The organism is Corynebacterium sp. HMSC27B11 (genome assembly GCF_001815985.1).
Taxonomy (GTDB): Bacteria; Actinomycetota; Actinomycetes; order Mycobacteriales; family Mycobacteriaceae; genus Corynebacterium.
On record NZ_KV823542.1, the window covers coordinates 14,766 to 38,825 of the forward strand.

The window sequence follows — 24,060 nt, forward strand, 5'->3', positions numbered from 1 at the left end:
TGCCGGGGCAGGGGCGGTCTTAGACAGTGAGAACGGGCGGGCGGTCACCGGGGCGGCGGCGACGATCGCGGGAGAGCGCGCGCAGCCGGGTTTGAGCGGCCCGGCTCAACGCGCCGCGGTACTGGGGGCGGTATCGGGCGATGTGCCCGGTGTCGCACCCCGCGGGGGAAGCCGTGTCGTTCCACATGACCCAAATCTACGCCCTTTTCGGGGCTGTTTCAGCAAGTGAAATAAAAACCGCGCACTTCCCAGGTGCGGGGGAGTGCGCGGTGCGAGGGGCGTGCCCGGGCGGCAGACTATCCGGCGGGTAGCTGCGCCTAGGCCGGGTAGTCCATCGGGGTGCCCGGGCCCAGCGGGATGCCGAGTAGCCACCAGACGACGAAGAAGAGGAACCAGCCAATGAGCATCGCCGTCGCATAGGGAAGCGCGAGCGACATCAACGTGCCGATGCCCGAGCGCGAGTAGTAACGCTGCAGGAAGGTCAGCGCTAGCGCGAAGTAGGGGCTCATCGGGGTGATGATGTTCGACGGCGAATCACCCATGCGGAAGAGCATCTGGGTGACCTCGGGGGAGTAGCCCAAGTACATGAACATCGGCACCACGATCGGGGCCATCAGAGCCCACTGCGCGGATCCCGAGGTGATCAGCAGGTTCAGGCCCGCGACCAGCAGGACGAGGAGACCGAAGAGCAGCAGCGGGGGAAAGTCCGCCTTCTGCAGGATCTCCGCGCCGGTGATGGCGGTCCAGGAGCCCAGGTTGGACTCGGTGAACCACGCCAGGAATTGGGCGACGGCGAAGAAGAGCACCATCATCGGCAGCAGTGTCTTCAGTCCGCGGGCCATCCACTCCGGCACCTGGTGCCACTTTGTCAGGGTTTTGGCGGCCAGGCCGTAGACCACACCGAGCAGGAAGAAGCCGACGGCGATGGGGACACCGACGTCCGTAATCAGGGGGCTTTCCATCACCGCGCCGCCCTCGCCCTGCAGCGGGGAGCTGGGGACAAACAGGGCGGCGAAGTACGCTGCGAAGAAGACGACGGCGGCGACGCCGGTCCACTTCAGGGCGCGGACCTCCTTCTCGCTGAGGGCGAGGTCTGCCTCCAGCTCGTCCTTCGTCATGTCCTTGGCGTCCTTGTCGAGGGCTGCGCTGCCCTCGGAGTCGACGTGCTCGGCGTTGCCGAAGGTCAGCTCCTCGTAGTTGATCCGATCGTGGTCGACCAGCTCGAGGGCCTTCTTATTGATATAGAGCTCCGTGACTGCGGTGATGATCAGCGCGAGGACGACCGCGGAAGCCATGACGAAGAAGTAATTAGCCAGCGGGGAGACCACGTACTCGGCGTCCGCGATGTTGGCGGCCGAGGTGGAGATGCCTGCGAGCAGCACGTCCGTGATGTTGAGGACCAGCGAGGAGTTGAAGCCTGCCGAGGAGGCGGCGAAGGCGACCATCGCACCGACGATGGGGGAGCGTCCCATCGCGCGGAAACTCATCGCACCGATGGGGATGAGGATGACGTAGACGGCGTCCGAGGCGACTGAGCCGGTCACACCAGCCAGCGCCACGACGAAGGTGAGGCTCTTCGGACCCACCTTGCTCACCACCGCGCGCACCGTCGAGGCGATCAGACCGGAGTGTTCCGCGATGGCCACGCCCAGCATGACGGTGATGATGAGCCCGAGCGGCGGGAAGCTGGTGTAGTTTTCGACCGCGTTGGAGACGATGGAAGACAAGCCCTCGGCGGAGAGCAGGTTCTTCACGACGACGGTTTCGCCGGATTCGGGGTCCTTCGCGCTCAGCCCGGCCAGTGAGCCCAGCCAGGAGCTGACGAGGACGAGTCCGCCGATGATGACGAAGAGCCAGAAGGGCTCTGGCAGTTTATTGCCGACGCGCTCCACCCAGCCGAGGAAACCGCCAACCTTCTCAGGCGCGTGTTCCTCGTGGTGTTCTTCGCTGTGGTCGGTTTTCTGGTCGCTGTGCTTGTTCGCTGTCTTCTCGGCAGTCACACGCTTCCCTTCTGTAACAGTTTCATCTTTGGTTCGCTAAGGTTAGAGCCGTGATCACTTTCGATAACGTTTCCAAGAGCTACCGGACCTCAACCCGGCCTGCGCTCCAGAATATTTCCGCAGAGATCGAAAAGGGCGAGTTTGTCTTTCTTATTGGCCCTTCCGGTTCCGGAAAGTCTACGTTTCTGCAGCTCATGGTCCGCGAAGAGGCGCTGGACTCCGGTGACCTGCATGTCGCCGGGTTCCATGTCAACGCGCTGAAGGATAAGGAAGTCCCGAAGCTGCGCCAGCGCATCGGCTACGTCTTCCAGGACTTCCGTCTGCTCCAGAAGAAGACGGTCTTCGAGAACGTCGCATTCGCCCTCGAGGTGATCGGCAAGAAGCGCCCGGACATCGAGAAGCTGGTCCCGGCTGCCCTCGAGACCGTGGGCCTGCAGGGCAAGGAGAACCGCTTCCCGCACGAACTTTCCGGCGGCGAGCAGCAGCGCGTCGCTATCGCCCGCGCCTCCGTCAACCGCCCGCTCGTCCTGCTTGCCGACGAGCCGACCGGAAACCTTGACCCGGATACCTCCGCCGAGATCATGAACCTGCTCAACCGCATCAACCAGCAGGGCACCACCGTCGTCATGTCCACCCACGACGACGTCGCCGTCGACTCCATGCGCAAGCGCGTCATCGAACTGCACAACGGTGAGCTCGTGCGCGACGACGCCCGCGGCATGTACGGCGTCGGCCACTAAGCCGGGGCAACGAGGAAGGTTTAAATACTTATGCGAAGTAACTTCATCACCCGCGAGGCCTTCGGTGGCCTGACCCGCAACGCCACCATGACGATCGCGATGATCATCACCACCGCGATCTCTCTGGCGCTGCTGGCCACCGGTTTCCTCATGACCACGATGACCGAGCGCACCAAGGACATTTATATCGACCGCATCGAGGTCATGGTTCAGCTCAAGGACGAGGTCTCGGTCGAGGACCCCGAGTGCGCGAAGCCGGAGTGTGCCAAGCTCCGTGAGCAGCTGGAGGGCGACGAGGCCGTCAAGTCCGTCACCTTCCGCAATAAGCAGCAGTCCTACGACCGTTTCGTGGAACTATTCCAGGACTCCGACCCGCGTCTGGTTGAGCAGACCAGCAAGGACGCCTTCCCGGCGGCCTTCCACGTCCGGCTGGAGGATCCGACCGACACCGCCCCGATCGACGCGGTGCGCGATAACCCGGTCGTTCAGGACGTCGTCGATCAGGGCGAGGACCTGCAGGCAGCGACCCGCAACCTGGACTCCATCCGTAACGCGGCGTTTTTCGTCGCCGCTGTGCAGGCGGTGGCCGCGATCTTCCTGATCGTGAACATGGTGCAGATCGCGGCGTACTCGCGCCGGGAGGAAATCAGCATCATGCGCATGGTGGGCGCGTCCCGTTGGTACACCCAGGCACCGTTCGTGCTGGAGGCCATCATCGGCGCGGTGATCGGTGCGGTCATCGCGGTGGGCGGAATGCTCGCCGGCAAGGCGCTGGTCGTGGACAAGGCGCTGGTCTCGGTCTACCGGGCCAACCTGGTCGCGAAGATCACCACCGCCGATATCTGGCTGATGGCACCGATCCTCGTCATCATCGGTGCCGCGGTGGCGGCGATCACCGCGCAGATCACCCTGCGCTGGTACGTCAAGAACTAGCGTTGTGTTTGGCGGGGCTGGCTGATGGGGGATCGGCTGGCCCTTCTGCTTCCTCTTAGCTGGGCGCATTCGTCCTCGGCTCGACTGCTTTGCCGGAAGCACGGCTGGTAACGTGTGAGCAATCATGGCTAAGAAGAGCACCCCGGTGGACTCCGGGAAATCGAAGGGGAAGAAGGCCTCCGCACCACGTGGTGGGGGCCCGGCTGTCATTGCCACCAACCGCAAGGCCCGCCACGACTATCACATCCTCGACACCTACGAGTGCGGCGTGGTGCTCGTCGGCACGGAGGTCAAGGCCCTGCGGGAGGGCAAGGCCAGCCTCGTGGACGCTTATGCCACCATCGATGCCGGCGAGGTCTGGCTGCGGGGGCTTCACATCCCGGAGTACTCCCGCGGCAACTACTGGAACCACACCCCGCGTCGCGTGCGTAAGCTGCTGCTGCACCGCCGCGAGATCGACTCGCTGATGGGCAAGGTCCGCGACGGCAACCACACGCTGGTTCCGCTGCAGCTGTACTTCGTCGACGGCAAGCTCAAGTGCGAGCTGGCCCTGGCCCGCGGTAAGCAGGACTACGACAAGCGCCAGGACATCAAGCGCCGCACCGAGGAGCGCGAAGTGGTCCGCGAGCTGGGGCGCAAGATCAAGGGGATGAAGGGCTAGGCGCCGCTGGCGTCGGGACGAAAAGGAGAACAGCCGTGGAACATTGGCGGCTTACTCACCCGAGCCTGGGGTTGATTGAGGTCTGCGTCGGTCAGCCGGCCGAGCTCCGGCGCGTTGACCCGGGGTTCCCGCTGCCTACGAAGGACGACGCCCAATCTGACGCGGTGGCCAGCTCCGGCGGCTTTTTCGATCTGGAAGCACCAGACGGTGGGGCAAAGATTGAGGTGGGGGAGCTGCCCGCACCGCGGCCTGCTCCGCAGCGACCTGCTTCCCTCGCGGAAGGGGAGAAAGGAAGCCCTGATGGTGGGGTACGGGGAAAGATCGCCGAGAAGTGGCAGTCATTTCTCGAATACGAGGCGCCTCCCGTGGTCGTGCTCCAGCACGGTGTGCCCGTCTATCGGGAACGCAGCCTGAGCCAACGAAAGGTCCGGCTGGCGCCGGCGGGGAGAGCCCCCAAACAGATGGCCGACGGCGAGTTCTCCGATGTTCTGGACCCAGGGGTATCCGCGGCTCCCGCGATGCTGAAGTTGGACACCGCGGTTTTCGACCGGCACCTCCTCCAGGTCGGGGTGAAAACCAAGGATTCTTTTATTTTTTTCGACCCGCCGGCGGGCACTCCAGCTGCAAAGCGTGCCGCGAAGATGGAGGCTTCGCCTGTCCGGCGCTGGCTCTATCCGCTGCTCGGCGGGCTCGGTAAGAGTGGTTGGGCGATCCTGGCCGTTCTCCTGGCCCCGGTTGTGACCAAGTTCTTGGTGTGGCTGATCGGGCTGATTCTCACGCCCATCATCGCCGTCATTGAGTTCCTGCTGGGGCTGTTGCCAGATATTGACTGGCCGGAGATCCGCTGGCCAAAGATTCCGTGGCCGGACATCAACTGGCCCACCATCCCATGGCCCGAGATTAACTTTCCCAGCCTGCCGAGCCTTCCCGAGTTGCCAGACTGGCTCGTCTGGCTGCTGGACCACCCGAAGTTCTGGGTGCCCATCGTGATGGGAGCCGTCGTAGGAATCATCGCGGTGCGCAACGCGCGGCGCTCGCAGAAGGAAAAGCTGCACTGGCAGCGGCAAAAGATGGCAACGGCATTGAACGCGCTTTACGAAAAGCGAAAAATGCAGTAATCTGAACCATCCTGCTGAGACGCAACTTCCGCAGCAGGCTTGTATGGGGCCGACATGGTTTCGACTTCGTGCATTGAGCTAGGGGAAGCGTGCCGGTGAAGGCAGATGACCACCGTAAGCGTCGCTGCGATTTCTAAGCGCCGAGAACACTCAGCGCGACTACGCCCTCGCTGCCTAATTCAGCGACCGCGTGTCTGTCGGCCTAAGCTAGCCTCTGGCTTAGCACCCGGCATCGTTTAAAGAGGCTTGCTGTGCAGCTAGGTCACTCGAGCTGCATGGGACACTTGAGAGTGACTGGGCTCATCATCCGGGCTGGTTCGCGTGACCCGGAGAGCCGAGCAGAGATGACAGCGAACTGCGCACGGAGAAGCCCTGGCGAAGTCGCGAAGGACGCGGGTTCAATTCCCGCCGGCTCCACGATTGACATCACCCCAGTTCAGAAATGAGCTGGGGTTTTGTCGTATCAACGCAATTTAACTGGCGGATTATGTGATCCGTGGTCTCCTCGGGGAGCCCCTGAGAGGCGCGTAACGCTCGTGGTGCTGCCCCTTTAGTGACTATTTTGTTTCCCTTTTAGGGGAAACACTTCAGCGAGCTGTCTCACAGTGGAATTCTGGGGCCGCCCCTAGTCCAGGGACCCGTAGCCCTCGGGTTCGACCACGCGTGGCCAGCCGATTCCAGACCGAGAGATGGTGAACGGTCCGGAGTGGAGAATCTGGCCCTCTTCGTCGAAGAAGGTCCCGGTCACGGGGTAGGAGGGGCCGTAGTAGGCTCCGTCCTCCGGGTCGTTATAGGTTGCTACGGACTTCAATCGACCGCTGGGGTAAAACTCGCAGCCGTAGACCAGCCCCCTGCGCTGGAACGTCCCAACCTTCTTCGGCGTGCCGTCCTCGTAGTATTCGATGCCGTAACCCTTGCGGTAGACGTGCCCCGTCTGCGGATCGGTGGTCGTACCACCGAAATATTTGAGCTCGCCGCTGTCGTAAAAAATCTCGCCGCGCATGTCTTCTCCTTGATGTTGATCGGCTGGAAACAACATAAAAAGAAGACTCATCGTTCAAGCTGGAGCACCTTGCACGTCGGTAGGTTGCTGAAGGGTCATCGAGCTTGTCTCTCGCCTTCTCTTTATGAATGACTCCAGGTTAGCAGCCCGGCTACCGACTCAGGTCTGACTGGCTAGACCGATGGACATTACGACCGGAGTGCGGTGGGACGGGCTGGCGCGCCAAAGGGGTCACCGAGCGGGGAGGAATGGGGGAATTGCCGTTCAGGACTCTGGGGTGCTGTAAGGAAGTTCCTGGGGGTATTCCTAAAAGAAGCTGCCTGAAATTAAAGCAAGCGTGAAGTCTCCGTGTTTGCGGTTAGATGGTGACTTGTCACGCCTGTTATTGAGATCACTTTTGGGATTAACTCCTTTTTGGATAAGCTGCGATGAGCTAGAAGAAGGTAGAGCTGCCCGCATGGCCTGAGCTGCAAAAATAGCTCGTTTTATCGAGTCGTATAACCTTATTGAGATTCCCTTAAAGTCGATATAGTGATGGGTTGCACATTATGGTTGTCTTGTTTTTTTGAGGCTTAGTGGACTTTATTTTCCGTGTTATTCTCGGGTTCCCGAGGGCGCATTTCATCTCATTGTTGTGCGATTCATAGCGTTCTATGAACTTCCTTTTGCTCCGCATAGGCACTGAGGTCGGTGAGCGGATGGAAGCCGAACCCTCGTTGAGCTGAAAGAAACGCCACCATGATTTGGGTTCACCTACTGATCGTCCTCGCGGCCATTGTGCTCGGTGCGCGGTACGGTTCCATCGCGATCGGTGCTGCCGGTGGCCTCGGTGTAATCGCCTTGGCGATCGCTGGCGCGCCGGTAACGGGGGAGGATATTCCCTTCGACGTCATCGGCATCATCATGTCCGTCATCGCTGCCATCGCCGCGATGCAGGCTGCCGGCGGCATGGACTGGCTCGTCGCGCAGACCGATAAGCTGCTGCGTAAACAGCCGAAGCGAATCACTCTCTTCGCTCCGATGGTCACCTATTTCCTGACGCTTTTCGCGGGCACCGGGCACACCGCCTTCGCCGCTTTGCCGGTGGTCACGGAGGTCGCCAAGGAAAACGAGATTCGCCCATCGCGGCCGTTGTCGATCGCGGTCGTGGCCTCGCAGATGGCTATCACCGCCAGCCCGATTTCCGCGGCCGTAGTGTTCCTGGCCTCCATCCTGGAGCCGATGGGGGTGGGGTACCTGACGTTGCTTGGGATCGCGATTCCTTCGACGTTCCTCGCGGTCATTATCACCAGCTTTGTTGCCAACTGGCTTGGCACTCCGCTTTCGGAGGATCCCGTCTACCTGGAGCGTAAGGAAAAGGGGTTGGTGAAATTCCGGGGAAAGGTGCAGTACACCGAGAAGCCGGGCGCTAAGGCTTCGGTGTTGATCTTCCTACTCGCCATCGTCGCAGTGGTCAGCTACGCGGCGCTGATCTCGGATAACCTGCAGGTTATTGTCGACCCGACCCTGCCGCGCACCGAGGCGATCATGTCGATCATGCTTGCCGCGGCGATGGCTATCACCGTGTTCTGCCGAGTCGAGCCGGGGCGGATTCTGGAGATGGCAACTTTCCGCTCCGGGATGTCCGCCTGCGTGTGTGTCCTCGGTGTGGCCTGGTTGGGGACGACTTTCGTGAATGCTCATCTCGACGAGATTACGGATGCTGCCGGGGCGACCCTCAGCACCAAGCCGTGGCTGCTGGCCGTGGTTCTCTTCTTCGCGGCGGCCCTGCTGTACTCACAGGCTGCGACGGCAAAGGCGCTGATGCCCACGGCGCTGGCGCTTGGAGTTGGCCCGGTTGCTGCTATCGCTGCTTTCCCGGCCGTGTCCGCGCTTTTCGTGCTGCCGACCTACCCGACGCTGCTCGCGGCGGTCGAGATGGATGACACCGGCTCGACGCGGGTGGGTAAGGCGGTCTTCAACCACCCGTTCATGATCCCGGGTGTGGTGAATATTGTTCTTGCGGTGGCTTTCGGATTCCTTTTTGGGTCTTTGCTGATCTAGCTCCACGTTATTGCTGAGGGGAAAGTCGCCCTGATTCACTGTTGAGCCCGATATGGTTTCGGAGGGAAAAGGGAAATCCCTGTTAACGTGGAATTATGACTAACACCGCTAAGAGCAATGTTCTGAAGTCGCTGACCGCTGCCGTCGCTGCCCCGGCTCTACTGCTGGGCGTGGCTGCGTGCGGTGACTCTGGCGAAGAGACGGTCAACAACGCCACCGAGCAGGCGGGCGACGCCGTCAGCTCTGCGACCGAGAAGGCTGGCGACGCGGTGGATTCCGCGAAGGCGGACGAGTCCACCTCCACGACGGACGCTGCCGACGAGAACTCGGACCTGAGCCAGCCGGAGATCCTGCTGGACGGGAAGCCTGTTGACGGCGAGTTCGCTCCTGTGAAGGTCAAGCGCACCACGGACGATGGCCAGCAGGAACTGAAGTACGAGGCTGGCGATGGTGCTACCGAGCTCGAGGTCGAGATCATCGAGGGGGATAACCCGGCCCTCGACGAGCTCAGCCTCAAGGTCGATGGCAAGGAGTGGGAGACCTCCGACCAGCAGGAGCGTGACGCCAAGGTTGTGAAGACCGGTGACCGCTACGTCGTCAGCACCGAGGTTCACGAGGACGATAACGAGCAGAACACCGCGTCCGTGAAGGTCACTTTCGATGCTAAGTAGTAGTCGCTAGCCCCTACCCCCAAGCAGCTCTTCTCCGAGAAGCGGGTGAGTTGGGGGAGAAGCGCCTGGTCGCGCTAAAGGCCGGTCCCCACCATCCTGGTGGGGACCGGCCTTTACTCATTGCTGGCCACGGTTCCACGTGGCCAGCCGGGGGCAGTGGCTAGGCCCTACTTGGCGTCTTGCGCCTCGTGCGGAACATCGATGGCCCTGTTCGGGTCCGTGCGCCACGGGTTACCGGAATCGATGAGGAACTGCTCCACCTGCTCCGGCGTAGCCCGCAGGGTGGGGTCGAAGTCCAGGTAGGCCTTCGTCTCCCGGGCGATGAGACCAGAGAGGATCAGCAGGCCGATCAGGTTAGGCAGCGCCATCAGACCATTCGCGAGGTCGGCGAAGGTCCAGGCCAGCTCCAGCTCCGTCGTCGCGCCAACCACCACGACGCAGGTGAAGAGCATGCGGTAGATGGGGGATGCCCAGTCGCCGAAGACGCGCTGCGCATTGCGCTCACCGTAATAGGACCAGCCCAGCAGGGTGGAGAAGGCGAAGAAGACCACCGAGACGGAGACGATCATGCCACCCCAGTCGGAGCCCAGGCCGGCGGAGTAGGCACGAGCGGTCATCACGCCCGCTTGGTCGGAGCCGAGCTCCCACACGCCCGTCGTCACGATGACGAGGCCGGTCATGGTCACCACGATGATGGTGTCGATGAAGGTCTGGGTCATGGAGACCAGCCCCTGGCGCACTGGGTGGGAAGTCTTCGCCGCAGCGGCTGCAACTGCAGCGGAACCCATGCCGGACTCGTTGGAGAAGATGCCTCGCGCGAAGCCCATCTGCATCACGATGATGATGGAGGAGCCGATGAACCCGCCCACCGCAGAGGTACCGGTGAAGGCGTCGCTGAAGATCATGCCGAACGCAGCAGGGATCTCGGCGGCGTGCTTGATGAGCACGATGATGCCGCCGCCCAGGTAGATCACGATCATCATCGGCACGAAGCCGGAGGTCACCGTACCGATGGATTTGATGCCGCCCATCAGCACCGCGCCGACACCGACGAAGAGGAAGACCGCGGTGAGGCGTGGATCAATCTCGAAGGTGTCCTTCAGTCCCTCGGCCACAGCGTTAGCCTGGGTGAGGTTACCGATGCCGAAGGAAGCGATGACCGCGGCGATCGCGAAGAACCAGGCGAGGAATTTACCGAGCCCACCTTTGATGCCGTGCTCCAGGTAGCGCTGCGGGCCACCGGAGATGTTGCCCTTCTTATCCGTGGTGCGGAAACGAACGCCCAGGAAGGCCTCGGCGTACTTGGACGCCATGCCGACCAGGCCGGTGACCCACATCCAGAACAGGGCGCCGGGGCCACCGATGGACAGTGCGGTAGCAACACCGACGATGTTGCCCACGCCCACGGTCGCGGCCAGCGCTGTGGTCAGGGCCTGGTACTGCGAGATATCACCCTCGCCGCCTTCGTCGTCGCGGTCCAGGAGCCCGTGACGGAGAGCGACACCGAGCTTGCGGAACTGGACGCCGCGCATGCGGATCGTGAGGACCAGGCCGGTGCCGAAGAGGAGGGGGATGAGCAGCCAGGGCCCCCACACGAAGCCCGAGATTGTGCCCAACACATCATTCAACTGTGAGGCAAAAGTTTGTTCTTCCATGGTCTAAACATACGTCGGTGAGTTGCATCACTTGCCAGAAGGTCAAAAATTCCTGTCAATAACATGTATGCCACTGCGGGGAAGGTGAGGCGAGGTGAAGCTGTGGGAACTCTGGCAGCTTATGGCGGTGGGTAACAGCTTCCTGTCAACCTGGGGTTTTGGGGTCTCCCAAGTGGATTTTGTGACTTTAAGATCACTAGGGTTAGCCACGATAGGCCGGGAACCGGCCGTCCATTTGGGCGCCCCCGCACCCGGCGAATGGCGCGCATGTGAAGGTCCGAAAGGAAGTTTTAGTGAGCCAGAAGATCAAGGCCCCCGATCAAAAGAGTGGCAGCGGTTTCATGTGGACGATCGTCGCGGTCCTGGTGATCGCGGCTGTTGTTATCGGCATCGTCGTCACCCGCGGTGGGTCGAAGGAGGACATCGCGGCGAACATGCCACAGGAAGACGTCAACTTCACCATCACCGCGAAGGACAATGTCGTCGAGCTGGCTTCGAAGAACGTCGATAAGGACGCCCCCGTCGCTGACGTCTACGAGGACTTCTCCTGCCCGTACTGCTCCCACCTGGTGAAAGCAGACCACCAGGACGTCAAGCAGGCCGTCTCCGATGGCAAGCTCAAGGTTCGTTTTAATTTCCTGAACTTCCTGGACGACGGCCGTCGTGGTCCGTCGACCCGTGGTGCTGCGGTGGCATACGCCATCGCTGAGACCGGCAACGTCAAGGCGTTCTGGAACTTCCACAACTACACCATGCTCGAGCAGGAGACCGTTGCACGGACCTGGGACTACGAGGACCTGGCGCAGGCTGCTTCGGCATATGACTTGGACGCTTCGCTGATCGAGAAGATCAAGAATGGCGAGCTGGAGGATAAGGGCGTCGAGGTTGGCGAGGCCAACGCGAAGGTCCTGAAGAAGAAGGTTGGCCAGGTGTCCTCGCCGATCGTCCTGGTGGATGGCCAGAAGCTCGACATTAAGACCGGCAAGGACGGAATGCCGCAGTCCTGGGTTCCGGACGTGGTCAAGAATTAAATAACCGCAGCGTGAGGGTCGGTTTTTCGGCCCTCACGGCCACCGATTTGGTGGGTTGTGTTCCGGTGGGGTATCTTTAGATCCGCACCAAGGGGCTATGGCGCAGTTGGTAGCGCACCACACTGGCAGTGTGGGGGTCACGGGTTCGAATCCCGTTAGCTCCACAGAGAGAAAACCTCCGGTCTTATCGGCCGGAGGTTTTTCGTGTTTCGGAGGGACCTGACTCGCTGGACTGTGCTCGGTGCTGCGGGGGTCAGGTGCCCGTCAGCCTTGTCAAGGGGGAGGCAGCTTTAGGTTTCGGGGGTGTTCTGCTGCTGAATGCGTTCGCCGATGCTGCACAGAATCATCATCATGCCCGAGGCCCACATCCCGAAGAATCCGGTGGCGATGACTGCCCACGCTGCGAGGAATGACACGTCGGCAAGTACCGATGGCGATTCAAAGACGCCGTCGAGTAGTTCGAAGCCAAAAAGCCCAACGAGCAGCGAGATAATAAAGAAGGTGAAGGCGCTCCATCGCCATACCTTCAGTCCACCGAGGCGCCGTCGTGCACCTGCCGGACCGAAAACGAACGCTTCAAACTTCGAAGGCTGCTTCTGTGGCGCAGGGTAGGCGGGGGAGCCGGGCATGCCAGGGGAGTAAGGAGCGCCGACCGGGTACTGCTGTGCCATCGGAGCGCCCGGCTGCTGGGGAGGCAGCGGTGCGCCGCTGTATGAAGGCTGTTGGGGTGGTGCCATGTGGGGCTGTTGGGGTGGCTGCGCCGGCGAAAATTGGGCAGGGTCAGCACGCCAGTAGCTGGCGCGGGCGTTTTCTTCCGGCCCGTGTGACTCGGAGGGCTGCCCGGCTGCTGACACCCCATTGGTGTGGGAGGTCGGAACCCCCTCCTGGTGCGGGGTAGATTCCGGCTCCGGTTGGGGTGATTGACCCACGTTCTGGTCCGAGTTATCCGTCATGGCAATCCTTTCGAAGCATGGCACCGGGGCTGCCAATAAATACAGCGCGGTGTTGTTGAGCGGCTCGATCAGCTGTGACCTTCATGTCCACAGTCTGCTTATTGCTCAACCTTAAGCTTCGTGACCTCGGTTCACTCACGCTGGGTGTCGCATGGGCACAAAGAAAACGCCACCCCAACCTTGGAGTGGCACATATCTGTTGCTGCCAGCGCGGCCATGCGGTGGCAGCAACTTCCCTCAGGAAGATGAGGTGTTACTCGTAGTCGCGGAGCAGCTGGAAAGCCCGGCGGATGAGCTCGCGGCCCTCTTCAGGATCGCGAGGCTCCGGCCGGTCCAGGTATTCCCTGATAGCGACCCCACTGGCGGCGGAGTAGGCACCAATCAGAACCTGTGCATCGAAATCCGTTGCCCCGGGGATCCTGTTCTTGAGGGCCTTAACAATGGAGGCGGAAATCTCGGTGACGGTTTCCTGGCTGGGTGGGCGGTGCGAACGAAAACTAGGGTTGCTGCCTACTAACACCAAGGTGGACGCGGAGTAGAGCTCCACGCCGTCGTCATTCAACGCGTCAGAGACGATCGCTTCCATCGCTTGGGCCGCTGTCCACTGTTCAGGAAGCGCATTGATCTGGTCACTGATTTTGTCGAAGGTCTGGCGGAGGAACTCGAAAATCGCCTCATCGGTATCTGCGAAGTAATTGTGGAAGGTGCGAACCGAGATATCAGCTCGATCCGAAATCTGGGCGACGGTCGGCATCCTGTCCGGGTGCTCCAGCATCAGTTGAACCGTCGCCTCGGAGATTGACCGCCGCGTCGCGGCCTTTTTTACTTCCCGGTAATCCATGGCTTATACCGTAGCCTTCACCTGCGCCTGGGAATGTTTTTGATGGAGTTTCTCACCCTCGATGTCCAGGTTCGGCAGGATCTTGTCTAGCCAGCCTGGGATCGACCACGCGCGATCACCCAGTAGGTACATGGTTGCCGGGATGAGCGTCATGCGAACCACAAAGGCGTCCAGCAGAACGCCTGCCGCAAGGGCGAAGCCCATGGCCTTAATGAAGGGTTCATCGATCAGCATGAATGCCGCGAACACAGAAATCATGATCAGCGCAGCAGCGGTCACCACACGCGCACCATGCTTGTATCCATTGGCCACGGCGTTGCCAGCTTCCTTGCCGCGCGAGACATAACCTTCGCGCATACGAGTGACCAGGAACACCTGGTAGTCCATCGCCAGACCAAAGGTCAGTCCGATGAGCATGATCGGCAGGAAGGACAGCAACGGCTGGGGATCGTCGATCAGGCCGAACATACCCTCTTGGAAGATCGCCACGGTCACGCCGAAGGTGGCGGCCATGGAAAGGCCGAAGCCGATTGCCGCGATAAATGGCACCCAGAGCGAACGGAATACCAGGGTCAGAACGATGAACGCCAGGCCCAGAACAATGGCGATATAGGGCACGAGCACGTCCGAGAGCTTTTCAGAAATGTCATCGAAGATCGGGGTGATGCCGGTGATGCCGAAGGTTCCACCAGTTTCTTCCTCGAAGGAACCCTTGAATTCGCGGAGGCGCTCGAGAGTCTCGGTGGTCGCCTCATCGGTTGCGCCGGTCTCCGGGGTGATGAGCACCTGGGCGGCGTCCTGGTTCTCTGTCGTGGCGATGATCTGGGCATTCACGACGCCCTGAGTGCTGGAGAAGTCCTGCAGCAGCTCCTGGTAAGCGGCGGGACGGTCCTTCGCATCGACGTTGGCGGTATCCACGAACGCGATCATGGGGGCGTTGCGGCCATCCCCGAACTTCTCTGCGGTCATCTCGTAGGCATCGCGCTGCGGGGATCCCAGCTTTGCCGTGCCATCGGTTGGCATTGCCAGGCGCAGCCCCGTGGCGGGGATCGCCAAGATGCCCAGCAGAACCACTCCTGCCACCAGGGTCGTCCATGGGCGCTTTCGGATCTGGCGAGCCCACTTGAGACCCATGGTGGGCTTTTCGTCTTCTGGGTCGGGAACCTTGGGGCCAGGAATGCGGATCGCGAACGCGCGCGTACCGAGCAGGCCAAGGAGTGCGGGCAGGAAGGTCAGCGCGACCAGCACAGCGACCAGCACGGTGGCTGCCGCCGCGAAGGCCATGGCCGTCAGGAACGGGATGCCGATGATTGACAGAGCGGCCAGTGCGATCAGCACGGTGGCGCCAGCGAAAACAACCGAGCCACCCGCGGTGCCCAGCGCCATGCCCATGGCGTGGGCGCGCTTGTCCACGCTCATCGTGCGCAGTTCTTCCGCCAGCTCCTTCGGCGAGAGATCGTTGAGCCCCGAGGAGGAGATCAGCTCGTTGCGGAACCGGGCGACGATGAAGAGCGAGTAGTCGATGCCCACTGCCAGGCCGATCATGGAGGCCAGCATCGGGGTCATGTCCGAAATCGAGTCGGTGACCAGCGTGGCCAGCTGGATGCCGAGGATTCCCACGCCTACACCGACCAGTGCGGCGACGATCGGCAACCCAGCCGCTACGAGGGAGCCGAAGGTCACCAGCAGGACAACCGCAGCAACAGCGATACCGATCAGCTCGGCGGTGCCGTCCATTTCGTTTGCCCCGGAGAAGACGTTGCCGTTGTACTTCACGGTGAGGTCCGTGTCGTCGTGCTTAGCAAGGACGTCGGTTACTGCATCGCGCGCGTCCGAAGGGACCTCAAGGACGGTGTCGTAGTCGAAGGTGATGCTGACGGTGCCGGTGGTTTCGTCGGAACTCAGCGGGGAGAGAGCCTCAAGGTCGGATTTGATCTGCTCCTCCGGCATGCCCTGCGCGGCCTTCGCCTTCGTCATCTGCTGTTCCATGCCCTTGGCGGCGAGAACAGGGTTGACGATGGACTCCTGGTCGGCCAGCTCGCCGGTGGCCTTGAGCTCATCCAGCATCTCGTCGACGTCTGCCATGACGGCGCGGTCGGTCAGTTTCTTGCCCTCCGGCGCTTGGATGACGACGGAGCCCGAGGGCACACTCATGGCATCTTCGTCGGAGCCGAAGCGGTCGTTCATCTCCTCCTGGGTGACGGTGGAGTCCATGTCCGGCATGGAGAAGGTGGGGCTTGGGTCTTTCGCGTATGTGGCGGCGCCGAAGCCGAGTGCGCCGAGGATGACGATCCAGGCGACCAGGAACGGCCATGCTTTGCGGTAGGACGTTTTGCCTACCCGGTATAAGAACTGAGACATGTTGCAGAGACTATGCAATCACGAATTCTTGGGCAATGCGCGACTCTGCCAATCGTGTATAAAAACATGCCAAGATCTGTGTTTATGTGAATATAATGTCAGGTCACGGAGGGTGCGTTTTCGGTCGTGGAAGGCTGCGATAGACGGTCTCGTCGAGGGGCTTGCAAACGGGATATAATCACGCACAATGACCCGGTGGACCGTACTGCTGGGTACTCGTTTTCAACTTTAAGGTGACCCCATGTCAACTGCCTCCGCAGAGGCGAAGCGATCGTCAGTCGAGCCTGCTGAAGCTGGTGTTGAGTCTGTAACTGCTAAAACCCGAACCATTGGGGCGAGTCCAGCATTCGGCATCCTCATGGCGGTGCTCGGCGCGGTGGGGTTGTTCTTCTCCGCGCTGATCATGCAGGACAAGGTCACGCTGCTGTCCAACCCGGGCTACATCCCCGCCTGCACGGTCAACGCGATCGTGTCGTGCACGGACGTCATGGCCTCTCCGCAGGCCTCCGCCTTCGGCTTCGCCAACCCCTATATCGGTCTAGTTGGCTTCGCCCTGGTGACCTTCTTCGGCGTCTCCCTGGCCGCGGGCGTGCGCTTCCCCGAGTGGATGTGGGCAGGCGAGCTGCTGGGCCTGATTTTCGCCGTGGTCTTCGTGCACTGGCTCGCCTACGAGGCCGTCTTCGAGATCGGCGCCCTGTGCATCTACTGCATGGCCGTCTGGATCGTCACCCTGCCGCTGTTCCTGATGACCCTCGTCCGTTTCACTCGCGGCCGGGCGCACAACCGGGAACGAGCGACGGGACACGGGGTCGCCCAGCCGGTGATCGTGCTCATCGCCTGGTACCTGGGATTCGTGGTCATTATCGGCAGCCACTTCTTCTTCTAGCCGCTCTTGCCTAGGCTCTAGGCACCATGGCCTTTTTCTTTTACGACGCCCATTGCGCCGTCTGCGAGCGCCTCGCCCAGACTCTCACTCGGCTCTCCCCGGGGCTGAGCTGCGTGGCGGGTTCCGCCGATGACCCGTCCCAGCCCGCCGACGTGCGAGCCAACATCGCCGAGCATGCGGTGTACCTGGGCGACGACGGCGCGCTGGCCCTGGGCCACCGCGCTATCGGCGAGGCATTGTGGCGCCACGGGCGGAACTTTGGTGTGCGCCTGGCGGGTCGGATGCTGCTGATCTGTGCGCTCTCGCCGATCTACGCGCTGGGCTACCGGCTGTTCTCACACAACCGGGCCCGCATCGGCAGGGTCATGGGGCTGGGCGCCTGCGAGTCCGGCGGCTGTGCCGTGCCCCGCGGCTAGTCGCGCCACCAGGTGTCTGCCGGCCCTGGGGGAGTGGTGCGCTTGTGGCGGCTGACCCGCCAGAGGTGCTCGATGCGCTCCGCTGCCGCTTGCGGGACGGTCTTGCCCTCTAGGTAGTCATCGATGTGCGCATAGGTCACTCCCAGCGCCTCCTCGTCGGAGAGCATGGGGCGGTCTTCCTCCAGGTCAGCGGTGGGGATCTTCTCCCATGTCGACGCCGGCGCGCCCAGGTAGTGCAGGAGCTCAGCGCCCTGGCGCTTGTTGAGCCCCACCAGTGGCATCAGGTCGGCGGCGCCATCGCCGAACTTGGTGTAGAAGCCTGTAATTGCCTCGGCCGCGTGATCGGAGCCGACCACCAGAGTGCCGGTCTCGCTGGCCAGGGTGTACTGGGCGATCATGCGCTGGCGGGCCTTGACGTTGCCCTTGTTGAAGTCGCTCACCGGCTCGCCCGCGAGGCTTTCCGAGACAGCGCTTGCGATGGCCAGGGTGGCGTCCTGAATATTGATGGTGACGGACTGTGACGGCTGGATGAAGCGCAGGGCGATCTGGGCGTCCTCCTCATCGGCTTGGGTGCCGTAAGGCAGACGTACCGCGTAGAACTCGGCTGAAGCGCCACGGCGGCGGAGTTCCTCGACGGCGAGCTGGCACAGCCGGCCGGCGAGGGTGGAGTCTTGCCCGCCGGAAATGCCCAGAGTGAAGCCCTTGGCTCCGGTGCTGAGCGCATAGTCCACGAGGAAGTTCACACGTGCGGTAACCTCGGCCTCGGGGTCGATGTGGGGTTTGGCGTGGAGCTCGGCGATGATGTGGCGTTGCAGCGCGGTGGTGTTCATGGGCGTCCATGCTAGTCAATCGTTTTTGCTTCTGGCTGTTCAGGCGCTACAATCAGTCGTTGTGTTTCAGCTTGGCACGTTGCCGCGCGTGAAGAACGTGTGAACGTGCTGCTTCACGCAGCGCTCGCAGTGATGCGAAAGTGTCGAGCTTTTGAGAAGTCTATAAAGAAAGGAGCGCCCGATGAAGGTCCGTAAGTCCCTTCGGTCGCTGAAGAACAAGCCGGGCGCTCAGGTTGTGCGTCGTCACGGCAAGGTCTACGTCATCAACAAGAAGGACCCGCGTTTCAAGGCTCGTCAGGGCTAATCCTTAGGGGATAGTTTCCACCGCGAGCGCGGCGCGAAGCCGGTTGCATTCCATGTGGGATGTGGCCGGCTTTTTGTGTTGCCTTGTGTGGGATCGGTTGGCGGTGCATCGGGGGAGTAGAGGGGGATACTGAGTGTGGAATTACAATCTTGTATTCCGGGGCTCAACATGTAGTGGCGAGCTCAAATCACCACCTGCGCTTTTAACTCCGACAACCACAATATCTAGTGTCTTGCGCACCTATGTGGCCCAAAATATTGTGGCAATACGGGTTGTGCGAGTGGTGACAGGTGTGTAATCTCAAGGCAGTCAACACGCCACAGACTCCGCCCACAGGGGCGGCGCGATACAGGAGATTTGCGCGGATATGATCACCGTTTACACCAAGCCAGCTTGCGTCCAGTGCACCGCAACCCAGAGGGCTCTCGACAAGGCTGGGCTGGAATACGAGATGGTCGATATCAGCCTCGACGATGAGGCCCGCGAGTACGTCCTGGCACTCGGCCACCTCCAGGCTCCGGTCGTCGTCTCCGGCGAGGACCACTGGTCCGGCTTCCGCCCAGACCGCATCAAGGCGCTGAGCACCGCGGCTGCCTAAGTCGCCGAGTGTCGCAGCAGCCTGAGGCGTCGTCACCGGACATCCTGCTGCAGCTCACTCAAACTTTCTAGCTCCGCGCCCAGCCTGAAGTGCGAGGCCGGGACACAATTCTGCGGGCTGGATGCCCGCGCCGCCTCCCACGCTAGGAGCGGCACCTCAACCGCCAGCGTTAGAAACTTTGCGCTGTCTTTACTTATGCCTGATTTCGCCTCACGCGGGAGCGGGCCCAATGCAACAGCCCAGGTGGGAAGGGCCCACTGCGCCCCTGCGTCAGCGCTGCACCCACGCGGGGAAGCCACTGGAAACCAAGAAAGGTCACGGTCGTCGTGCGTCAACTGCTCGTAGACACCACGCCCTTGAAGGTTCCCGAATTTCGCCGCCTATGGCAGGCAAACATCGTCACCGTTATCGGCGCACAGCTCAACATCATCGCTGTTCCTGCCCACATCTACGCGCTGACCGGCAGTTCCGCCTACGTCGGACTCGCCAGCCTCTGCGGCTTCGTCCCGCTGGTGGTCTTCGGACTCTACGGCGGTTCCCTCGCAGACAGCATGGACCGCCGAACCCTGCTCCACATCACCACCACCGGCATGATTCTTTCGGCGGCAGGATTCTGGGTCTTCGCGGCGACCGGTGGCGCCTCCGTGTGGCCCTTGCTTGCCCTATTCGCGGTGCAGCAAGGATTCTTTGCCGTCAACCAGCCCACCAGGGTTGCCATCATTGCCACCCTGGTGGGCAGGCAACAGATCGCCGCGGCGACCAGCCTTAACATGACAGTCCAGCAGGCCGGAGCGATCGTCGGTCCGGTGCTGGGCGGCATGTTGATTCCGATCCTCGGGTTCAGCTGGTTGTACTTCCTGGATTTTATGGCGCTGTTCGCCACGCTCTACGCCGTGCACCGACTGCCCGCGTTGCCGCCGCGGACTACCGATGACGGACAGCCCGCGAAGGCGGGGATCGCCTCCGTGATCGACGGCTTCCGGTTCCTGCTCACACAGCCGATCATCCTCATGACTTTCGCCATCGACCTCATCGCGATGGTTTTCGGCTCACCGCGGGCACTTATCCCGCAGATGTCCGCCGAAGACTTCGGGGAACAGGCCAGTGGCGGGATCATGTACGCGCTGCTGTTCGCGGCCCTGCCCGTGGGCGCAGTCCTCGGTGGACTGTTCTCCGGCGTGGTGACGAAAATCGAACGCCGCGGACTGGGCGTGACCTGCTTCGTTGGGCTCTGGGGCGTGGCGATCCTCGTCATGGGCCTGGCCGTGTCTGCAGCGAATGGCACAGTGGGATTGTGGGCGGCGGTGGCCCTGCTGGCCTTCGCGGCGGGTGGTGCTGCGGACATGTTCTCCGCGGTGCTGCGCTCCACGATGCTGCAGGAAGCCGCGACCGATGAGGTACGCGGCCGAGTGCAGAGCGTGTTCTTCGTGGTCGTCGTCGGCGGCCCCCGCATCGCGGACGGCCTCCACGGCTGGGCGGGCTCCCACTACCCGGCCGGCACCGTCACCGCAGCAGGCGGTGGCTTAGTCATCATCGGGACCATCGTGATGCTCCTGGTCGTGCCACGTTTCCTGACGTGGACGCCAGCAGCCGCCCTCGAAAACATCGAGGCCGAGCATCACGGAGATGCGGCTCAAGGCATTCAGAAAGAAGGGTCTTAGAGTTCACATGCTCATCACGTACTTCTCATCAACGACCAACAACACGCACCGCTTCGTGCAAAAGCTCGGGCTGCCGAATAAACGCATCCCGATCTACCGCTACGAGGAACCGTTGGTGGTCGATGAACCCCACGTACTCATCGTGCCCACCTACGGCGGTGGGGTGGGTATGGTGGGGGAGAACTCCCGACCCGTCCCCAAACAGGTCATCCACTTCCTCAACGAGAAGCAAAACCGGGATTATCTGCGAGGGGTCATCGCCGCTGGCAATATCAATTTTGGTCCAGATTTCTGCCTCGCCGGGGACGTCATCTCAGCCAAGTGTCAAGTGTCCTACCTCTATCGCTTCGAAATGATGGGCACGGAGCATGACGTGGAACGGGTCAAGGAGGGCCTCGCAGAATTCAAGCAGGCCATGATCGCCGAAGGCACCTGGGAATAACGGCCCCGAACGCCACATTAAAACTAAAAACAACGCACTACCGCCAGCTACTGGCGTCGTAATAAAGAAGAACATCAAGAGAGGACAATGATGGCCGAGAACTTTGGCAAGACTGTCGCAGAGCCAGTCAAGGAGTCCGAGAAGCTGGACTACCACGCGCTCAACGCAATGCTGAACCTGTACGACGAAAACGGGCAGATTCAGTTCGACGCGGACCACCAGGCCGCGAACCAGTTCTTCCTGCAGCACGTGAACCAGAACACCGTTTTCTTCCACAACCTGGCGGAAAAGCTCGAGTACCTGGTTGAGAACAAGTACTACGACAAGGAAATCCTCGACAAGTACGATTTCCCCTTCATCAAGGCGCTGTTCAAGCAGGCTTACGCCAAGAAGTTCCGCTTCCAGTCCTTCCTCGGGGCGTACAAGTACTACACCTCCTACACCCTGAAGACCTTCGACGGTAAGCGCTACCTCGAACGCTTCGAGGACCGCGTCTGCATGGTGGCCCTCGGCCTCGCGGATGGCGACGAGGAGATGGCGAAGTCCCTGGTGGACGAGATTATCGACGGCCGTTTCCAGCCGGCGACCCCAACCTTCCTCAACATCGGTAAGGCACAGCGTGGTGAGCCGGTGAGCTGCTTCCTCCTGCGCATCGAGGACAACATGGAGTCCATCGGCCGCTCCATCAACTCCGCCCTGCAGCTCTCCAAGCGCGGCGGTGGCGTGGCACTGCTGCTGAGCAACATCCGTGAAGCGGGCGCGCCGATTAAGCACATCGAGAACCAGTCTTCCGGCATCATCCCGGTCATGAAGCTGCTGGAGGACGCCTTCTCCTACGCCAACCAGCTGGGTGCCCGCCAGGGGGCCGGCGCGGTGTACCTCAACGCCCACCACCCGGACATCCTGAATTTCCTGGACACCAAGCGCGAGAACGCGGACGAGAAGATCCGCATTAAGACGCTCTCCCTCGGCGTGGTGATCCCGGACGTCACCTTCGAATTGGCCCGCAAGAACGCGGACATGTACCTGTTCTCCCCGTACGACGTCGAGCGCGTCTACGGCAAGCCTTTCGCCGACATCTCCGTCACCGAGCACTACGACGAGATGGTTGAGGACCCACGCATCCGCAAGAAGAAGATCAACGCCCGTGACTTCTTCCAGACCCTCGCGGAGATCCAGTTCGAGTCCGGCTACCCGTACATCATGTACGAGGACACTGTGAACCGTGCCAACCCGATTGCCGGCCGCATTACCCACTCGAACCTGTGCTCCGAGATCCTGCAGGTCTCCACGCCGTCCGTCTTCAACGAGGACCTCACCTACGAGACCATCGGCGATGACATCTCCTGCAACCTGGGCTCCATGAACATTGCCATGGCGATGGACTCCGCGGACTTCTCGAAGACCATCGAGACCGCAATCCGGGCGCTCACCGCTGTCTCGGATCAGACGGACATCGACTCCGTGCCGTCCATCCGCCAGGGCAACGATCACTCGCACGCCATCGGGCTGGGGCAGATGAACCTGCACGGCTACCTGGGTCGCGAGCACATCCACTACGGCTCTGAGGAGGCGCTGGACTTCACCAACGCCTACTTTGCTGCCGTGATGTACGAGTGCCTGAAGGCCTCCAACAAGATCGCGATCGAGCGCGGCACGGCATTCCACGACTTCGAAAACTCCGAGTACGCATCCGGTGCCTTCTTCGACCGTTACGACCCGGCTGAGTTTGCCCCGAAGACGGAGAAGGTCAAGGAGATCTTTGCCGCATCCAGCATCGAGGTGCCGACCGCCGAGGACTGGGCGGAGCTCAAGGCCTCCGTGGCGAAGCACGGCATCTACAACCGCAACCTGCAGGCGGTTCCGCCGACCGGCTCGATCTCGTACATCAACAACTCCACCTCCTCGATCCACCCGATCGCCTCGAAGATCGAGATCCGCAAGGAGGGCAAGATCGGCCGCGTCTACTACGCAGCGCCGCACATGAATAACGAGAACCTGGACTACTTCGAGGACGCCTACGAGGTCGGCTACGAGAAGATCATCGACACCTACGCGGTGGCGACCAAGTATGTGGACCAGGGCCTGTCGCTGACGCTGTTCTTCAAGGACACCGCCACGACCCGCGACATCAACCGTGCCCAGATCTACGCTTGGCGCAAGGGGATCAAGACGATCTACTACGTCCGCCTGCGCCAGACTGCGCTGAGCGGTACCGAGGTCGAGGGCTGCGTGTCCTGCATGCTCTAAGGAGCGCTCGCGCTGAATAGTTGAAGGGTGGTGTCGGAATGAACCGACACCACCCTTTGGCTTGGGGCTGTTAGGTCAGCGCCCTGCTGATGCCACGCAACCGTGGCGAGGGGAGGGGCGAGGCGTGTTTTACTCGCGGCCGCCGAGCTGGGCGTCGAGCCGCAGCAGGCCGCTGCCGTCGGCGCCGACCATCTTCAGGCGGTCGATGATCTCGCCAACGGTGGCCTCCTCCTCGACCTGCTCGCTCAGGAAGGAATCCAGCAGCGGTCGGGAATCGATGTCCTTGACCTCCTCGGCGACCCGAACGAGGTCGCGGATCATCGCGGAGACCTTCTTCTCGTGGGCCAGGGAGAGCTCGAAAGCCTCCAGGGCGCTCTCGATCTTGATCTCCGGGAGCTCGATAGTCTTCAGATTGACGCGGGAATCGCGGTCGATGAGGTGATCGGCGAAGCGCTGGGCGTGCTCCCGCTCCTCGTCGGCCTGCGCGAACATCCACGCGCTCATGCCGGTCAGAGAGAGGCGGTCCAGTTCGTACGCCAGCTGGGTGTAGACCAGTGCAGCCTGGTGCTCGGCGATGACCTGATTGTTGAGGGCTTCTGCAAGCTTTTGATTGATACTCATAGCAGCAATATTACTGGACGGTGGGGCGTGTGACTAGGGGGG

The 24,060-nt window shown here is 61.6% G+C and carries 22 protein-coding genes, 1 tRNA gene, 1 other RNA gene and 1 riboswitch; of the genes, 16 read left to right on the plus strand and 8 right to left on the minus strand.

Features of this window, described 5'->3' with window-relative positions:
* Positions 1–317: 317 nt before the first annotated feature.
* Positions 318–2,000 carry an AbgT family transporter gene (locus HMPREF3097_RS02255; RefSeq protein WP_371260063.1) on the minus strand — a complete coding sequence of 561 codons (1,683 nt, stop codon included), beginning with the start codon at positions 1,998–2,000 and terminating at the stop codon, positions 318–320.
* A 50-nt stretch (positions 2,001–2,050) separates the two neighbouring features.
* On the opposite strand from HMPREF3097_RS02255, the gene ftsE reads away from it, so the two are divergent.
* The 5 genes from ftsE (at position 2,051) to ssrA (ending at position 5,872) form a co-directional block, all read left to right on the plus strand.
* Complete coding sequence (ftsE, locus tag HMPREF3097_RS02260; protein ID WP_070758750.1) at positions 2,051–2,740, plus strand: cell division ATP-binding protein FtsE; 690 nt, start codon at positions 2,051–2,053, stop codon at positions 2,738–2,740.
* 30 nt (positions 2,741–2,770) lie between these two features.
* Positions 2,771–3,673: a permease-like cell division protein FtsX gene (ftsX, locus tag HMPREF3097_RS02265; protein WP_070760638.1), complete on the plus strand. Its 903-nt coding sequence runs from the start codon at positions 2,771–2,773 to the stop codon at positions 3,671–3,673.
* Between the two features lie 124 nt (positions 3,674–3,797).
* Positions 3,798–4,334 (plus strand): SsrA-binding protein SmpB, encoded by a 537-nt coding sequence (smpB, locus tag HMPREF3097_RS02270; protein WP_070758748.1) that lies wholly within the window; start codon positions 3,798–3,800, stop codon positions 4,332–4,334.
* A 164-nt stretch (positions 4,335–4,498) separates the two neighbouring features.
* Positions 4,499–5,452 carry a hypothetical protein gene (locus HMPREF3097_RS02275; protein WP_246821208.1) on the plus strand — a complete coding sequence of 318 codons (954 nt, stop codon included), beginning with the start codon at positions 4,499–4,501 and terminating at the stop codon, positions 5,450–5,452.
* A 45-nt stretch (positions 5,453–5,497) separates the two neighbouring features.
* Positions 5,498–5,872, plus strand: a transfer-messenger RNA (tmRNA) gene (ssrA, locus tag HMPREF3097_RS02280).
* 205 nt (positions 5,873–6,077) lie between these two features.
* Here ssrA and HMPREF3097_RS02285 read toward each other — a convergent pair.
* Positions 6,078–6,455 (minus strand): toxin-antitoxin system YwqK family antitoxin, encoded by a 378-nt coding sequence (locus HMPREF3097_RS02285; protein WP_070760642.1) that lies wholly within the window; start codon positions 6,453–6,455, stop codon positions 6,078–6,080.
* Positions 6,456–6,499: 44 nt separating this feature from the next.
* A riboswitch (SAM riboswitch) is annotated at positions 6,500–6,586 on the minus strand.
* Positions 6,587–7,193: 607 nt separating this feature from the next.
* On the opposite strand from HMPREF3097_RS02285, the gene HMPREF3097_RS02290 reads away from it, so the two are divergent.
* The gene (locus HMPREF3097_RS02290; RefSeq protein ID WP_070760644.1) at positions 7,194–8,498 is read left to right on the plus strand and encodes an anaerobic C4-dicarboxylate transporter; all 1,305 of its coding nucleotides are present in this window, start codon (positions 7,194–7,196) and stop codon (positions 8,496–8,498) included.
* Positions 8,499–8,593: 95 nt separating this feature from the next.
* Positions 8,594–9,169, plus strand: coding sequence for a lipoprotein LpqH (locus tag HMPREF3097_RS02295; protein WP_070760646.1), 576 nt, complete (start codon positions 8,594–8,596; stop codon positions 9,167–9,169).
* Positions 9,170–9,336: 167 nt separating this feature from the next.
* Here the strand turns inward: HMPREF3097_RS02295 and HMPREF3097_RS02300 are convergent, their stop codons facing one another.
* Positions 9,337–10,824 carry an alanine/glycine:cation symporter family protein gene (locus tag HMPREF3097_RS02300; protein WP_070760648.1) on the minus strand — a complete coding sequence of 496 codons (1,488 nt, stop codon included), beginning with the start codon at positions 10,822–10,824 and terminating at the stop codon, positions 9,337–9,339.
* Between the two features lie 293 nt (positions 10,825–11,117).
* Between HMPREF3097_RS02300 and HMPREF3097_RS02305 the strand changes: the two genes are divergently transcribed.
* Together HMPREF3097_RS02305 and HMPREF3097_RS02310 are read left to right on the plus strand one after the other, a co-directional pair.
* Complete coding sequence (locus tag HMPREF3097_RS02305; protein ID WP_070760650.1) at positions 11,118–11,855, plus strand: DsbA family protein; 738 nt, start codon at positions 11,118–11,120, stop codon at positions 11,853–11,855.
* Between the two features lie 91 nt (positions 11,856–11,946).
* A tRNA-Ala gene (locus HMPREF3097_RS02310) sits at positions 11,947–12,019 on the plus strand.
* Positions 12,020–12,145: 126 nt separating this feature from the next.
* Here the strand turns inward: HMPREF3097_RS02310 and HMPREF3097_RS02315 are convergent.
* From HMPREF3097_RS02315 to HMPREF3097_RS02325, 3 genes are all read right to left on the minus strand, one after another.
* Entirely contained in the window at positions 12,146–12,526 is a 381-nt protein-coding gene (locus tag HMPREF3097_RS02315) for a hypothetical protein (protein WP_070760652.1), read from the minus strand.
* A gap of 535 nt (positions 12,527–13,061) precedes the next feature.
* A complete protein-coding gene (locus tag HMPREF3097_RS02320; protein WP_246818066.1) occupies positions 13,062–13,649 on the minus strand; it encodes a TetR/AcrR family transcriptional regulator in 588 nt (195 codons plus the stop codon).
* A 3-nt stretch (positions 13,650–13,652) separates the two neighbouring features.
* Positions 13,653–16,010, minus strand: a complete 2,358-nt coding sequence (locus HMPREF3097_RS02325; RefSeq protein WP_070758740.1) for an MMPL family transporter — start codon at positions 16,008–16,010, stop codon at positions 13,653–13,655.
* A gap of 241 nt (positions 16,011–16,251) precedes the next feature.
* Between HMPREF3097_RS02325 and HMPREF3097_RS02330 the strand changes: the two genes are divergently transcribed.
* On the plus strand, positions 16,252–16,896 hold the full coding sequence (locus tag HMPREF3097_RS02330; protein ID WP_070760654.1) for a vitamin K epoxide reductase family protein: 645 nt from the start codon (positions 16,252–16,254) through the stop codon (positions 16,894–16,896).
* 26 nt (positions 16,897–16,922) lie between these two features.
* The gene (locus tag HMPREF3097_RS02335) at positions 16,923–17,312 is read left to right on the plus strand and encodes a DCC1-like thiol-disulfide oxidoreductase family protein (RefSeq protein ID WP_070760656.1); all 390 of its coding nucleotides are present in this window, start codon (positions 16,923–16,925) and stop codon (positions 17,310–17,312) included.
* Here HMPREF3097_RS02335 and nadE read toward each other — a convergent pair.
* Entirely contained in the window at positions 17,309–18,142 is an 834-nt protein-coding gene (gene nadE / locus HMPREF3097_RS02340; protein WP_070760658.1) for an ammonia-dependent NAD(+) synthetase, read from the minus strand. The genes HMPREF3097_RS02335 and nadE overlap by 4 nt on opposite strands.
* A gap of 181 nt (positions 18,143–18,323) precedes the next feature.
* On the opposite strand from nadE, the gene ykgO reads away from it, so the two are divergent.
* From ykgO to nrdE, 5 genes are all read left to right on the plus strand, one after another.
* Positions 18,324–18,446, plus strand: a complete 123-nt coding sequence (ykgO, locus tag HMPREF3097_RS02345; protein WP_005288826.1) for a type B 50S ribosomal protein L36 — start codon at positions 18,324–18,326, stop codon at positions 18,444–18,446.
* A 367-nt stretch (positions 18,447–18,813) separates the two neighbouring features.
* Positions 18,814–19,044: a glutaredoxin-like protein NrdH gene (gene nrdH, locus HMPREF3097_RS02350; protein WP_070759159.1), complete on the plus strand. Its 231-nt coding sequence runs from the start codon at positions 18,814–18,816 to the stop codon at positions 19,042–19,044.
* A 326-nt stretch (positions 19,045–19,370) separates the two neighbouring features.
* A complete protein-coding gene (locus HMPREF3097_RS02355) occupies positions 19,371–20,705 on the plus strand; it encodes an MFS transporter (protein WP_070760660.1) in 1,335 nt (444 codons plus the stop codon).
* Positions 20,706–20,712: 7 nt separating this feature from the next.
* Entirely contained in the window at positions 20,713–21,147 is a 435-nt protein-coding gene (nrdI, locus tag HMPREF3097_RS02360; RefSeq protein WP_070759161.1) for a class Ib ribonucleoside-diphosphate reductase assembly flavoprotein NrdI, read from the plus strand.
* A 90-nt stretch (positions 21,148–21,237) separates the two neighbouring features.
* A complete protein-coding gene (nrdE, locus tag HMPREF3097_RS02365; protein ID WP_070760668.1) occupies positions 21,238–23,397 on the plus strand; it encodes a class 1b ribonucleoside-diphosphate reductase subunit alpha in 2,160 nt (719 codons plus the stop codon).
* A 129-nt stretch (positions 23,398–23,526) separates the two neighbouring features.
* Here nrdE and HMPREF3097_RS02370 read toward each other — a convergent pair whose 3' ends face one another.
* Positions 23,527–24,018: a ferritin gene (locus HMPREF3097_RS02370; protein ID WP_070760662.1), complete on the minus strand. Its 492-nt coding sequence runs from the start codon at positions 24,016–24,018 to the stop codon at positions 23,527–23,529.
* Positions 24,019–24,060: the final 42 nt, after the last annotated feature.

Coding starts and splice junctions, on each gene's coding strand:
- ftsX (WP_070760638.1), top strand. CDS start 2,771: ATGCGAAGTAACTTCATCACCCGCGAGGCCTTCGGTGGCCTGACCCGC.
- smpB (WP_070758748.1), top strand. CDS start 3,798: ATGGCTAAGAAGAGCACCCCGGTGGACTCCGGGAAATCGAAGGGGAAG.
- HMPREF3097_RS02285 (WP_070760642.1), bottom strand. CDS start 6,455: ATGCGCGGCGAGATTTTTTACGACAGCGGCGAGCTCAAATATTTCGGT.
- HMPREF3097_RS02290 (WP_070760644.1), top strand. CDS start 7,194: ATGATTTGGGTTCACCTACTGATCGTCCTCGCGGCCATTGTGCTCGGT.
- HMPREF3097_RS02295 (WP_070760646.1), top strand. CDS start 8,594: ATGACTAACACCGCTAAGAGCAATGTTCTGAAGTCGCTGACCGCTGCC.
- HMPREF3097_RS02300 (WP_070760648.1), bottom strand. CDS start 10,824: ATGGAAGAACAAACTTTTGCCTCACAGTTGAATGATGTGTTGGGCACA.
- HMPREF3097_RS02315 (WP_070760652.1), bottom strand. CDS start 12,526: ATGGCACAGCAGTACCCGGTCGGCGCTCCTTACTCCCCTGGCATGCCC.
- HMPREF3097_RS02320 (WP_246818066.1), bottom strand. CDS start 13,649: ATGGATTACCGGGAAGTAAAAAAGGCCGCGACGCGGCGGTCAATCTCC.
- HMPREF3097_RS02325 (WP_070758740.1), bottom strand. CDS start 16,010: ATGTCTCAGTTCTTATACCGGGTAGGCAAAACGTCCTACCGCAAAGCA.
- HMPREF3097_RS02330 (WP_070760654.1), top strand. CDS start 16,252: ATGTCAACTGCCTCCGCAGAGGCGAAGCGATCGTCAGTCGAGCCTGCT.
- HMPREF3097_RS02335 (WP_070760656.1), top strand. CDS start 16,923: ATGGCCTTTTTCTTTTACGACGCCCATTGCGCCGTCTGCGAGCGCCTC.
- nadE (WP_070760658.1), bottom strand. CDS start 18,142: ATGAACACCACCGCGCTGCAACGCCACATCATCGCCGAGCTCCACGCC.
- ykgO (WP_005288826.1), top strand. CDS start 18,324: ATGAAGGTCCGTAAGTCCCTTCGGTCGCTGAAGAACAAGCCGGGCGCT.
- nrdH (WP_070759159.1), top strand. CDS start 18,814: ATGATCACCGTTTACACCAAGCCAGCTTGCGTCCAGTGCACCGCAACC.
- nrdI (WP_070759161.1), top strand. CDS start 20,713: ATGCTCATCACGTACTTCTCATCAACGACCAACAACACGCACCGCTTC.
- nrdE (WP_070760668.1), top strand. CDS start 21,238: ATGGCCGAGAACTTTGGCAAGACTGTCGCAGAGCCAGTCAAGGAGTCC.
- HMPREF3097_RS02370 (WP_070760662.1), bottom strand. CDS start 24,018: ATGAGTATCAATCAAAAGCTTGCAGAAGCCCTCAACAATCAGGTCATC.